Source organism: Sphaerospermopsis sp. FACHB-1094, from assembly GCF_014696195.1.
GTDB lineage: Bacteria > Cyanobacteriota > Cyanobacteriia > Cyanobacteriales > Nostocaceae > Sphaerospermopsis > Sphaerospermopsis kisseleviana.
This window is the reverse complement of record NZ_JACJPT010000133.1, coordinates 1-13,225: the sequence shown is the minus strand read 5'-3', so window position 1 is coordinate 13,225 and position 13,225 is coordinate 1. Positions and strand designations below refer to the sequence as shown.

The following is a 13,225-nucleotide window of genomic DNA, read 5'->3' as shown; positions in this document are numbered from 1 at the left end:
TAGGTTATCACCCGAATGCTGATGCTTCCAGCACGCTTCGCGAACGCCCCTACAAGGTAAAAACAAACATTTTCAATTAATTGTCAATTATCAATTGTCAATTGTCAATTGTTTTAAGCTGTTACACAGCTAAATTGTATAATCCTAATATTCTGAACTCTTGTGGAACAGGCAAGATGCCTGTTCCACTTATACAAATTAAATGCACAACAGCTTAGGTTATCACCCGAATGCTGATGCTTCCAGCACGCTTCGCGAACGCCCCTACAAGGTAAAAACAAACATTTTCAATTAATTGTCAATTATCAATTGTCAATTATCAATTGTTTTAAGCTGTTACACAGCTAAATTGTATAATCCTAATATTCTGAACTCTTGTGGAACAGGCATCTTGCCTGTTCCACTTATACAAATTAAATGCACAACAGCTTAGGTTATCACCCGAATGCTGATGCTTCCAGCACGCTTCGCGAACGCCCCTACAAGGTAAAAACAAACATTTTCAATTAATTGTCAATTATCAATTGTCAATTGTCAATTGTTTGAACCCAGTCTTTCACAAACTAAAACAGTTCCTTTTTCTCCACGAGTAATTCTTAATTCTTCATCTAAATAAAGAATTTCTAAACGTCCTTTAGGAGAACGATTCATCATAAACGAAACTTCTCCAGTTTCAGGATTCATAGTTTGTGGAGGAACTAAACCAAACATCAACTTTAAAAAACCAGACATCAAAATATCTTGCCAACTTATTTTTTCTGGTTTACCTTGTTCACTAAAAACCGCTTTCCAATCTTCTAAATTGGTTGTAGATTGCGGTTTTAAAATTCCTCCTGTAAACTGAACTTGTAGCAATGTATCACTGACAGATTGACAAATTCCTTGGTTGATTACAATTCCCGAAAGTTGGGGAACAGATTCATCAATAGTGGTAAATTCCACCACAATATCATGAGTTCTTTGCTCTCCATTTCCTACTGGAAACACAGGTTGCAAAACGCGATCAATTACTAATTTTAATTTTGTTGGTTGAAACATATTAAAAGCCAAACGCCCCAAATTATAGGCATATTTTCCATTTGCTAGTAGTTCACCTTGGGGAAAATTTGGCGCACTGATCAACAACCATTCACTATCCATTAAACTACCACTTTGGGCTGGTGCTTTTGTCGGGTTGAAAGATTGGAGATTTTCAATTGCAGCAATGACATTTTGATCTTTGGTATTACCACCACAAGCAGCTAATATTTGACGTAACTCTGTTTTCGCTGCTGTACATTTTTCTGTGTCTACTATCATAGTTTTACTTGTTTTGTTAATAGGAATTATGTAAGTCACGTAGGTTGGGTTGAGGAACGAAACCCAATATTTATAAGTATTTGTTGGGTTTCGCTGTCGCTTAACCCAACCTACAAAAACTACTTTCGTTCTGTTTTGTGTTATCTTAGTTTTGGGGTAATAAACATTATTTACAATCATTGTTAATTCTATCATGTCCAACAGCATTATCCAGTCAAACGCATCTCCAACCATAACCACAGAATTACTTCCCGCTGGTGGACTCGATCCAGATCGCTTTGATTGGCAAGAAGTATGGTATCCTGTTCATTATGTGGAAGATTTAGACAAAACCCTGCCTACTCGCTTCACTTTGCTAGAGAAGGATCTGGTTTTATGGTGGGATAATAACGCGCATATATGGCGAGCATTTTTAGATCAATGTCCTCACCGTTTAGCGCCTCTATCAGAAGGTAGAATTAATGAAGATGGATTGTTAGAATGTCCTTATCATGGTTGGACTTTTTCAGGTACGGGAAAATGCGATCGCATTCCCCAACAAGTCGCAGGTGGAAAAGCAGAAATTTCTCAACGTGCTTGTGTAACTTCATTTCCAACCACCGTTAAACAAGGAATGTTATTTGTTTATCCGGGAACTGCGGAAAATGCTGCTAAAACTAAAGTTCCCATTGTTGATATTTTAGAAGAAGAACCGGAAGGTTGGGTTTGTCTCAATACTTTTAGAGATATTCCCTATGATGCTTTGACGTTAATGGAAAATGTCTTAGATTCTAGTCATATACCTTACACCCATCACCGTACCGTCGGCAACCGCGCTAATGTTGCTCCTGTGGAATTAGAAGTAGTAGAATCAGGAAAATGGGGATTTAAAGGAATTTGGGAAGAAGGACCCCGCAAAGGTACTTTAGGAAAACAATATACTACTTTTATTGCTCCTGGTTTAATGTGGCATGACTTGACATCTAAACAGTTTGGTAGAACTTTAACTGTTGTTTATGCTACTCCAATTCGTAAAGGTGAATGTCGGTTATTTGCGATTTTTCCTTTTAAGTTTGCTGCTAAATTACCAGGAATATTTTTAAAATTAACTCCCCGTTGGTATTCTCACATTGGACAAAATGGGGTTTTAGAAGATGATCAAATTTTCTTACATCATCAAGAAAGATATTTAGCCGCAAGGGGTGGAAGTGAGAATTTTACTAAGGCGTTTTATTTGCCAACTAAGGCAGATTTATTTGTTTTTCAATTGCGTTCTTGGGTGAATCAATATAGTATTGATCCGTTTCCTGGAAAAAGTTTCTCACCACCATTATCAAAGGAAGAGTTGTTAGATAGATATTACTCCCATACAAAAAAATGTGCTAGTTGTCGGAGTGCTTTGGCTAATTTACAAAAGTTGCGGATGGGGGTTGCAGGGTTAACAGTTTTGGTTTGGGGGTTGCTTCCTTTGCTGATGTTTGTTTATAAGCAGCAGGATATTTTTACTGTTGGTTTTCTGTCTTTGGTTGTGGTTGGTGGTGCGGGAATTTGGTTTGGTTTGGGTAGGTTGGAAAAACGGTTTTATCAGGGGCGGTTGATACCACCAAGAAATTTACCGGATAATGGATAATTAAATCACATTTTTTTATTTCACGCAGAGACGCAGAGGCGCGGAGTAAGAGAATTAGAGAATAAGAAGGGTATGGCAAAAATACATGAAACCTGCTGTCAAGTTTGAATGCAAAAGTTGTCAATTATCAATTGTCAATTGTCAATTATCAATTGTCAATTGTTTTAGTTCTTTACGGGCTAATTTAACGTAGGTTTTGACGGTGGAGTAGGGGATTTCTAAATCTTGGGATATTACTTTTAATGATTCGCCCATTTCTCGTCTTGCTAATATTGTCGCCCAAGTTGTGGCTATTTTTTCGGTGCGATCGCCTCCTGTGCGTTTGCGTGTTGCGGTGAATATTGCTGTTAGTTCTTCTATGCGTTCTGGTAGCAGGTTGTTGATAATTTCTGCTGATGTATTGGTTTCTGGTTCTACCCATTCTAACAGGGTTTGTCCGAGTCCAAAGGTGGTTTTATGTCCTGTACCACAGTAGGGAGCAAGTTGAATTAAGGCATAAAATAATTGGGTAAATTCTCTGTTGGTTAATGCTGTTTTACTCAACCCCAGAGATATCGCTCCTGTAAAACCTGTGACTGAACCTCTTTTACCGGCTGCAACTTTTACTGTTTCTAAGCGGTATTTGTGAATGATGACGTTTTCATCTATCCATTCTAAAAAGGGATCTTGTTCTATGGACATTCCTGAAAAGTCGTTCCAGCGTCTGAGGTAACTATGAAAAAGATTAACAGGAACGGGAAGGGGGAAATGATGTCCTTTGCGGCGAAAACTGGTAGGGGAAATAAAGCTAAGATTAATGTTTGTGTGTTTGCCGAGGGATGATTGTAGGATTTGGTGATATGTAGTTGGTGGATGGAGAATACTAACTTTTTTTATTTGTAGGGAAGCATCTCTTAAATTTAGGGTTGGTGGGAGTTGGGTTAACCACTGACTTAAAAACTCTACTACTGGTTGGGAAAATGTGTGAAGATGCCAGCGATAGGTTTGGTTTGCTTGCAGTTGTAGTTGTTTACCTGCGGGAAGCAGTTGGCCTTCTAAAGCTGAGATGTTGAAGGGTTTTTCTGACTCTCCATCATGAAGATATGCGGACAGGGTAGGGTTAATTTGTCTGACTTGATCTAGAAACCAGGCATGAAGTCCGATGGTGTATTGTGAGTATAGGTATGTGGAATTGGTTGCTTCTAGGTCAAAGACTAGGCCGACTAATTCGCTGTTATCTGCCCATACTAGAGGAGTATTTTTAGATGGGGTTTTGCGTTTGCTGGATGTAGCTGTTCTGGGCATGATCTTGAGGCTACATAATGTGATTTTCTGTATTTTACTATGTTTTGGTCCCCTGGTGGGGATGGGGTGAGGAGTGGGGAGTCAGGAGTCAGGAGATCAAGGAGTCAGGAGATCAAGGAGTCAGGAGTCGGGACTTGAATATAAAATAGAAAGAGTGCAGTAATTATTTGTAACAAAAAAACTCTTGACAAGTAGGTTGCTAAATTTTACTCTTGGATCAAGATAAATTTTTGGCAGACCTAGAGCGGGGTCAAAAACCCTGGGGGGTCCGCCAAATCGCCAGAACCTTGATAATTGAATAGTTCTAGCGTTTCATCAGTTTCAGTTGGCAGTTGACCCGAAGCCTGAAATGAGGTTTTTTGAGAGGTCCGCCAAATTCCCCCCTACAGTCTGCTCCCAGACTATGTTTCAGAGGGCGGGGTTTCTAATTACCTAATCCCCGCAAGGGGACTGAAACCAAATTAGAAGCTATTAAACAACAATTCTCAGAGTTAGGTTTCTAATTACCTAATCCCCGCAAGGGGACTGAAACGTTGCATTTCTTCATTTTGGCAAATTTAGATTTTCTCTGTTTCTAATTACCTAATCCCCGCAAGGGGACTGAAACTGCCCAGCCATTAAAGCTGAGTTCGTTTCTACCAGGTTTCTAATTACCTAATCCCCGCAAGGGGACTGAAACGCATGAGAGCCACCGTCATAAATGCCATTGTCAAAACGTTTCTAATTACCTAATCCCCGCAAGGGGACTGAAACTCTAACTCTCTACAGAAGAAGTTAAACAAACCTGTTGTTTCTAATTACCTAATCCCCGCAAGGGGACTGAAACATAATATGCTCAAGCTGTTCCATGTAGCTAACAGCCTTAGTTTCTAATTACCTAATCCCCGCAAGGGGACTGAAACCGGCTACCGCAGATTAGAGAAGCTGGCTACTTCTCGTTTCTAATTACCTAATCCCCGCAAGGGGACTGAAACAACCTTCTGATATTCCCGTAACAGCACACCATTAAGTTTCTAATTACCTAATCCCCGCAAGGGGACTGAAACGCGAAAAAGTCACCAAGGGAAAACCCTAAAACGCCCTCTCTGGTTTCTAATTACCTAATCCCCGCAAGGGGACTGAAACGACAAATCCTCTGGCTTATCCACTAGGTTATAGGTATCGTCGCAGGTTTCTAATTACCTAATCCCCGCAAGGGGACTGAAACGCCAATAGCAGCCAAATCATAAAGACTGGACTCCATGACAGTTTCTAATTACCTAATCCCCGCAAGGGGACTGAAACAATACCATTTAGGTATACGGATACCTTTTCATCCCGGGTTTCTAATTACCTAATCCCCGCAAGGGGACTGAAACTGTATATTTTATTTGCTTTAGATTTCCTCTCTCTCGTTTCTAATTACCTAATCCCCGCAAGGGGACTGAAACAATGCGACATAACGATAAAAATGTTGCATTCGGTTTGTTTCTAATTACCTAATCCCCGCAAGGGGACTGAAACATCAGCTTTTTTACTCCAATTTTTATCATATTTAAAAGTTTCTAATTACCTAATCCCCGGAAGGGGACTGAAACCAGATGATCACTTTTCTTATAGGGAACGGCTAAAAAGTTTCTAATTACCTAATCCCCGCAAGGGGACTGAAACTGGCTATAGTTTCCACTGATTGAATCCTAAAAGGTTTTAGGTTTCAAACTACCAACTCCCCGCAAGGAGAATAAAACGTTTAAATGAATCAAATTGAAACAGATATCAATACTGCTCGGTTAAGGATTTTCGTAGGTTGGGTTGAACAAAGTGAAACCTAACAAACCCTTGTCAATGTTGGGTTTCGTTCCTCAACCCAACCTACGCGATTTTATTTTTTTGTGCTTAACCGACAAGTATTGAAACAGATATTACAAAGATAATTAAAACCCAAAGATTAAGTTTTTCAGAACTTTTTTAAATTTAAGGCTGCATAGCTATAAAGTAATAGAAGTAAATTAATTTAACCAGTAATTTACAAGATAAAAATCGAGCAATTACAACTTGTGTGCAGTAATTTAACTGGTAATTTTTTTGGTTCTACCGTACTTGTTATGCTAAATTACCAGTCTGAAAGAGGGAACTCTTAACAGGGAACTCTTAACAGGGTAAAGAGGCAATTTTTGTAAAAATATCCAATATTTGTAACTTATGTCTTATGTATATTAAGCCTTCCGCAGTTTTTTGAGATTGATTTTGCATACTATGTACTGAAGAACAATTTTTTTTGCTTATGTAATTTACATCAATTAGTAATAATTTATCCAGAAATTTTTCTCCTTTTTAAATTTTCTAGAAGAAGCAACATAGTTAAAAGTGGGATATTTTCCATCGTTGACTTTTCTGGTAAGAGTTAGGAGTTAGATTATGCGGATTCTGATGATTCAACCCAATTATCATTCTGGTGGTGCGGAAATTGCGGGAAATTGGCCACCTAGTTGGGTTCCCTATGTGGGTGGGGCGTTGAAAACTGCTGGCTTTACCGACATTCGTTTTGTTGATGCCATGACTGATTATATTGCTGATGATGCTTTAGCAGAAATTATCAAAAAGCATCAGCCAGATATTGTTTTGGCGACAGCAATTACACCGATGATTTATCAATCGCAAAAAACCCTAGAAATTGTTAAACAAGTTTGCCCTGAAGCTAAAACTATTATGGGTGGGATTCATCCTACCTATATGTACAGTGAAGTTCTCAATGAAGCTCCTTGGGTAGATTATATTATTCGGGGTGAAGGGGAAGAAATAACTGTTAATTTAATCAGTGCGATCGCTCGCGGAAAAGATGAAGCAGAACGTCGTAATATCTTAGGTATTGCTTTCTTAGAAAATGGGCAAGTTGTCGCTACACCAGCCCATCCACCGATTGCTGATTTAGATACTCTCACCCCAGATTGGGATTTATTAGATTGGAGTAAATATATCTATACTCCGCTAAATGTGCGGGTAGCTGTTCCCAACTATGCTAGAGGTTGTCCTTTCACCTGTCGTTTTTGTTCCCAGTGGGCATTTTGGCGCAAATATCGTTCTAGCAGTCCGAAACAATTTGTTGATCAAATTGAAATTTTGGTGAAAAAACATAAGGTGGGATTTTTCATTTTAGCAGATGAAGAACCAACTATTAATAAACCCAAATTTATCGCTTTGTGTAACGAGTTGATAGAAAGAAATTTGGGTGTGCATTGGGGAATAAATACCAGAGTGACGGATATATTGCGGGATGAACATGATTTACCATTGTACCGCAAAGCTGGGTTAGTTCATGTTTCCTTGGGAACAGAAGCAGCAGCACAATTAAAATTGAATTTGTTCCGTAAAGAAACCACAATTGAACAAAATAAACGGGCAATTCAATTGTTAAAACAAAATGGTATGCTGGCGGAAGCTCAATTTATTATGGGTTTGGAAAATGAAACCCCTGAAACAATTGAGGAAACTTACAAAATGGCTTTGGATTGGAAAGCGGACATGGTAAACTGGAATATGTTTACTCCTTGGCCATTTTCTGAGTTATTTCAAGATTTGGGCGATCGCGTTGAAGTGAGGGATTATTCTCAATATAATTTTGTTACTCCGATCATGAAACCCGACGCAATGGAAAGGGAAGATGTATTAAAAGGAGTGCTGCGAAATTATGCCCGGTTTTACCTCCGCAAAAGTTTTGAGTATTGGTTTGAGAAAGATGCTTTTAAACGTAAGTATCTTTTAGGTTGTTTGAAAGCTTTTGTGACAACCACCCTCAACAAACGATTTTACAATTTAAAACGGGTGAAGTATAAGGGGTTAAACACAGAAATTGAGTTAGGTTTTGACGAGTCGAAGATTCTCACCCGTGAAGAAATTGCACAACGTAAACAAGAACATCCAGAATTAATGGCGGATGTGAATTTTACGGGTAATATTTCTGCTTGTGGCGCACCTAATGATCTGCCAGAGTTTGTAGAGTCTGAGGTGAAGTTAACAAATATTTCTCCTTGTGGCGCTCCTAATGATCTGCCAGAGTTTGTGGAGTCTGAACAGGTTTAAGGGGGTATTGAAAGTTTGTGTTAACGTGAGTTTGTCAACCTCTTCCTTGCTCGCCCAGAAATGAATTTCTGGGCTAATAGCTAAAGTTTACTAAAGTAAACTAAATAGGGTTTGCTGAAAAAGTCGAAAAAAACTTTGAGGAGAATTGAGTGGGTAGTCAAGCAGAAATAAAGATAAGATTTTGTTGTCTGACCTTCACTAAATAATCAATTTCACTAATCAAATAAGGGAAAAAAGACGTAAGTTTGAAAAATTGACAAAAAAATCCCCAAAAAAGCCGTGATAACAGGGTAGAAAGGTTCATGACTAAAAAAGAAATAGCAATAGAATTTAAAGAAGTATGAAGTAGTTTAGCCATAACTCTACCCAGACTAAATCTTCGTTTACCTTGTCCGAATTTACTCTCAATAGAATTACGAATCCGTTCATCTTCTTGCGCTTGTTTCTTTGTTTCTTTGCTGACATTTTTAGGTGGTCTACCCAGTGGGGGACCACTGATTCTAATTCCTCTTTCTTTACACCAGTCTCGATTCTCCCTATTACGGTAAATTTTATCTACTTTTCCTTGCACTTTGTTCCTCTTTTTTGCCCCTAAACTCTTGCTTTATCTAGGTTTTGCGTTTATTCAGCAAACCCTATCTAACTTTACCACATTTAATACTTCTGGTTACAAGTCAATAATTTATGATTATTATTTTCCTTTTGGAGTAATTAAACTCAATATGTATATAACAACTCCAACAAATCCCAATTCGTTCTTTAGCCATTTCCAGAGTTGTCTACGATTATGAATATTTTGCAAATCTTTTAGGTAATTCTCAAAATTTTGCACAGCAATCATTTGTTGTTTAGTAGATAATAACTCCTCTTGTAAATTCCTTAGTTCTAAACGAGTATTTTGTACCTCTTGAAACAAAGTTCTAATTTGTTTCAATCCTCCCATTTGTGATACAAGAAAGTTGAACTCTCGAAGAATATCTTGGGCTTTTGTAACTTCTTGATTATATGTATTAATCTCATCTTCTAATTCTTGAATCTTCAATTTTGTAGAGGAATAGATTTGATCAATTTCTTGTTTAATTTTTGCAGATTTATTGAATAAGCTTTCTGATGTTTCAAGATATTTTTGTGCTTTTAAGTATATTTGTTGAGATTCTTCTATTAATATTTGTGTTTCCTTTTTTACATTATTTACATTATCTAAAAGCAAATTGAGTTCTTCTAAAAAAGTTCCGCTAATACCAATTTCTTCAAGTTGCTTTGGTATTTCTTTTAAATTATATAAAGTTTGTTCAACCGCTTTTGCTTCTTGCAAGTAATTAGATGTTCTATCTTGAGTTCTTTTAACAGTTTCTTGTGCTTTCAAAAGTTCTTCACAACTGCGGTCAATTTTAGCAATTAGCGTATTAACTTCATTAACTTTTTTGACTTGTTGAAGAGTATTTTCTGCTCTTTCTATAGATTCATGAATAACTTCAGCTAGTTTCTCAAGGTCTTGAGCAATTTGTAGGTCTGTAGGTCTATTTGGATTCATAACTTATCTATACTCCTTAATTTTATTGATAGCAGCATGACAAAGCAAAGATACTAACGAACCATCTTGCTTTATAATTTCTTTTCTAAATGGATAATCTTCAGGAATACTAATTCCTATTTTCATTCGCACTCGCGCAGCTTCATATATAAGTTGTTTTCTCTCAAGTTCATTGGCAATTTCTGATATTATACGTTTACATTCTTGAGGATCTATTTTCTGCAATAGAGATGCTTCTTCAACTGCATCCCAATAACTACCTAAAGCCCTCAATAATAAACATCTTAGCGGTATGCGATCGCTATCACTACGGATTTGCTCAGGTTGCAATAAATTTAACTCCTGTAAAATATTTTTATGCTGCTGATTAGCTAAATGGCGTTGCTGAATCAAGGTATGAAAATAAAAATCCAATAATCTGAAGTATTGATTATATAATAGTTTAGCGATCGCCAACAAATATAAATCATACCCCAAATCAGCAACGCCAGCTAAATATTTAATGCTTGTATTTTCAATTTCTGCTAATTGTGTATTGTTAATTTTTGTCAATCTTAAAGCAGCATAAGTATCCCAATAAATTTTGATAGGTTTACTGCTTAAACCTTGATAAATAATATTACGAACTCCTTCTGTATTCTTCAATATTTGTTCTCCATTAGCAAACTCTGTTATCCATTTTAAAGGCTCATCTATATTTGAAATCTGGATAGGTTCACATTTATTAAATTTATCTCTGCCAATTCGATTAATTTCCTCCGTAGTAGCAATTACAAGAAGTCTGTAACGAGGTCTAGTAAAAATTGTGTACCAACTAGTGGCTTCCTCAAAAGATGGTTTTCCCTCTCCGCCCAATACACAAAAAGCAACACAACCATCAAACTCTCTTCCTTTTGCTTGTTGAACATTTAGATAATCTATTCCAGGAAGATTCTTATATTTTTCGGGAATATTTTTACAAATTACTTTAACTCGACTAGAAATTTCTCTCAGCAAAGAACGCTGATTTGAACTAGATGTATTGATAATTTTTTTGCTTAATTTAGTAAGAATTTGTAGTGCTTGTTCTTCTGAACTAAATTCTAAAATTTTTACAAGCTCTCCCTTCTCAAAAGCGTCTTCAGGATTACTTGGTTGAGGTAAATGTCTTCCTCCTGAATTTGCTGCTTGTGCAAAAGAATGAAAAATATTGGCAAATTCTATAATACATTTTGTATTGCGATAATTGTATCTGAGTGAGTTCGTTCTAGTTAGTTCTAATTGTCCCCAATCAAAATCAGTGGGCATAATATTTTGATTTCTGTCTCCTAATAGCCAGAGAATAGAATTATGTTGGTAATGATTCTGCCATCTTTCCAGCATCCCGATAATAGCTGTGATTTCATACCTTAGATAATCCTGTACTTCATCTAATATAAATATTGTTGTATTTCTATCTTCTACAGGATAGGCAAATTCTGTAATTTCTTTTACTCCTTGTAGCCAACTTTTTTTATGTCCTAATCTTTCTTCCCATCTAGATAAATTAATATTTCTTCTCAGAAATTCTAGGCGAGGTATATTTTCATGGTAATTTGGATGTCGGGATTGGTAAATTTCATCTCTTGCCAGAACAAATGCTCTGAATAAAATTAAGTCTCTGTATGGAAGTAATTCATTTCTAGAAATTGCATGAACTCTTTGAGCTTCTGCTTGTAAAGCCTGTAATTCTTCGGAAGATGTTGCAAGCTGATATAATTCAGGTGCAGATTGACAAAGCCATTCTGCAAAACTACCAACAAAAAAACTAGATTGTTGATCCTGTAAAATTTCTTTAATTTCAGTATACTCTCTAAGCTCAGAACATAAAGCTTCAGGAAGAATTAAAACAACGTTACAGTTATGATTTTTATAAAATTCACTTGCTATCACAGCAGCACATACAGTTTTACCTGTGCCTGGTGCGCTTTGTAATAAAACACTATTAATGTTAGTAAGTTCTAAATATCTAGAATATGAATAACTTCTTTGTAATGTTTCTAATAATTGGTCAAAGAGTTTTATTTGCTCTTGAGTAAGGTGAGGTGAATACAAATAAGCACCATAAATAAATTGATACCATGAAGAAGTCTTATTGACATTAAAATTAAACGTTGGTATGTCTTCTACTTGGCTTTCTTCAATTCCCATTAAATTAGCTAAGGTGTATGTTGGGTTTCTATCTCTATCTTCGATAACTCCCTGGTAAACATCCTTTCTTAAACCTGCCTTAATTACTAAAATTTCCTGGGACTTTATCTGTTGCCAAATAACCCTCACATCACCCTGCTTAGTTCTCCATAAATCTGTACAGCCTTTTAACTTCTTACAATCTCCAAGATTCCCCTGACGCATTTGTTTTAAAATTTCTGCTACAGTCTCAGAATACTGGTGTGAAAGCTTCTGGATCTCTCGAAAAGCAGCACGTACAATTCTTATAGCAATATAACCAGGGGTTGGATCAAGCATAAACTGATTTATTAATATTTTTATTTAGATAATTTTACAACGAATCGCACTTGCAGGTATTCCGGCTGTGCAATTCATTCCAAGGCAAATATAGGACTCCTATTTAATTTCTGAACAAAATTAAGTATTGTAGGATACGGTACTGATTTCATCCTAACGCACTCTACGTATTTTTTCAAGAATCAAACCGGATTTCTATACATCACCTTGGGTTAACACCGTGTAGCTATCAGTTGCAAGCTAACGCTTTTCTGGGAGTAAAAAATTTAACTTCCAAAACAATATGCTACAAGCAGTCATTCCCAACTCAAATGAAACCTTCCTCCAAAACGCTGTTGTTGAAAACAGGACTTACGCAACTGGCACAGCGATCGCTAATTATTAGTATATGTGTACTGCAATAATGAAGATGTTATTGAATCAGACTGATTGAGAATTGTTAACGGGACTTAGGCAAAAAAAGAGACAAAAAAGGGTTATAATGCAGGCATAGCAAAGCTTTCACATCAAACTAACCCCCATGAAAGAGACAACACCCACAGCTATGCCCCCATGCTTTGAAAAATGGTGTCAAAGGTTTGATGATGTATTTGGCCATAAAGCCCAAAAAAGGGAGTTTAGACATTATTTAGGAGGATTATTAGGAGAAAGCGAGCGAAAAAACATATTCCAGATGGCAGAGAACGCTGTAGGCCTACCATTAGATATAGAATTATATCAACACGCCGATTCTTTAGCCGAAGGGAAACAAGACCCTCTATTTCAGAAAAAAACAGAGATAGCAATTAAGTTAATAGATCAAACTCTAGGTCGAGGATATCAACCAGGAATAGTGATTGTAGATGGGGGATACAGGGTAAGCTCATCTAATTTGGTATAAAATGAACTTGACAAAAGAAACAAGATAAGCAGCAGCGAGCAGAGAAAAATTTGACTTGACATGGGAGCAAAAG

At 36.8% G+C, this 13,225-nt stretch carries 6 protein-coding genes, 2 pseudogenes and 1 CRISPR repeat array; of the genes and pseudogenes, 3 read left to right on the top strand and 5 right to left on the bottom strand.

The window, feature by feature from the left end; translation table 11 throughout:
• Positions 1-534 precede the first annotated feature (534 nt).
• Entirely contained in the window at positions 535-1,299 is a 765-nt protein-coding gene (locus H6F47_RS24225) for a PAP/fibrillin family protein (protein WP_190651352.1), read from the bottom strand.
• Between the two features lie 193 nt (positions 1,300-1,492).
• Between H6F47_RS24225 and H6F47_RS24220 the strand changes: the two genes are divergently transcribed.
• The gene (locus H6F47_RS24220; protein WP_190651350.1) at positions 1,493-2,908 is read left to right on the top strand and encodes a Rieske 2Fe-2S domain-containing protein; all 1,416 of its coding nucleotides are present in this window, start codon (positions 1,493-1,495) and stop codon (positions 2,906-2,908) included.
• 141 nt (positions 2,909-3,049) lie between these two features.
• Here the strand turns inward: H6F47_RS24220 and cas6 are convergent, their stop codons facing one another.
• On the bottom strand, positions 3,050-4,192 hold the full coding sequence (gene cas6 / locus H6F47_RS24215) for a CRISPR-associated endoribonuclease Cas6 (RefSeq protein ID WP_190347393.1): 1,143 nt from the start codon (positions 4,190-4,192) through the stop codon (positions 3,050-3,052).
• 420 nt (positions 4,193-4,612) lie between these two features.
• Positions 4,613-5,919: direct repeats of the CRISPR family, unit length 37 nt; unit sequence GTTTCTAATTACCTAATCCCCGCAAGGGGACTGAAAC.
• 670 nt (positions 5,920-6,589) lie between these two features.
• On the opposite strand from cas6, the gene bchE reads away from it, so the two are divergent.
• Entirely contained in the window at positions 6,590-8,251 is a 1,662-nt protein-coding gene (gene bchE / locus H6F47_RS24210; protein ID WP_190651347.1) for a magnesium-protoporphyrin IX monomethyl ester anaerobic oxidative cyclase, read from the top strand.
• 157 nt (positions 8,252-8,408) lie between these two features.
• Here the strand turns inward: bchE and H6F47_RS24205 are convergent.
• From H6F47_RS24205 to H6F47_RS24195, 3 genes and pseudogenes are all read right to left on the bottom strand, one after another.
• Positions 8,409-8,810: pseudogene (locus tag H6F47_RS24205) on the bottom strand (transposase); the annotation flags it as partial.
• Positions 8,811-8,942: 132 nt separating this feature from the next.
• Complete coding sequence (locus tag H6F47_RS24200; RefSeq protein ID WP_190651346.1) at positions 8,943-9,785, bottom strand: hypothetical protein; 843 nt, start codon at positions 9,783-9,785, stop codon at positions 8,943-8,945.
• 3 nt (positions 9,786-9,788) lie between these two features.
• Entirely contained in the window at positions 9,789-12,272 is a 2,484-nt protein-coding gene (locus H6F47_RS24195) for a DEAD/DEAH box helicase family protein (protein WP_190651343.1), read from the bottom strand.
• Between the two features lie 520 nt (positions 12,273-12,792).
• Between H6F47_RS24195 and H6F47_RS24190 the strand changes: the two are divergent.
• Positions 12,793-13,149, top strand: a pseudogene (locus H6F47_RS24190) (hypothetical protein); the annotation flags it as partial.
• Between the last annotated feature and the right edge of the window lie 76 nt (positions 13,150-13,225).

Coding starts and splice junctions, on each gene's coding strand:
- H6F47_RS24225 (WP_190651352.1), bottom strand. CDS start 1,299: ATGATAGTAGACACAGAAAAATGTACAGCAGCGAAAACAGAGTTACGT.
- H6F47_RS24220 (WP_190651350.1), top strand. CDS start 1,493: ATGTCCAACAGCATTATCCAGTCAAACGCATCTCCAACCATAACCACA.
- cas6 (WP_190347393.1), bottom strand. CDS start 4,192: ATGCCCAGAACAGCTACATCCAGCAAACGCAAAACCCCATCTAAAAAT.
- bchE (WP_190651347.1), top strand. CDS start 6,590: ATGCGGATTCTGATGATTCAACCCAATTATCATTCTGGTGGTGCGGAA.
- H6F47_RS24200 (WP_190651346.1), bottom strand. CDS start 9,785: ATGAATCCAAATAGACCTACAGACCTACAAATTGCTCAAGACCTTGAG.
- H6F47_RS24195 (WP_190651343.1), bottom strand. CDS start 12,272: ATGCTTGATCCAACCCCTGGTTATATTGCTATAAGAATTGTACGTGCT.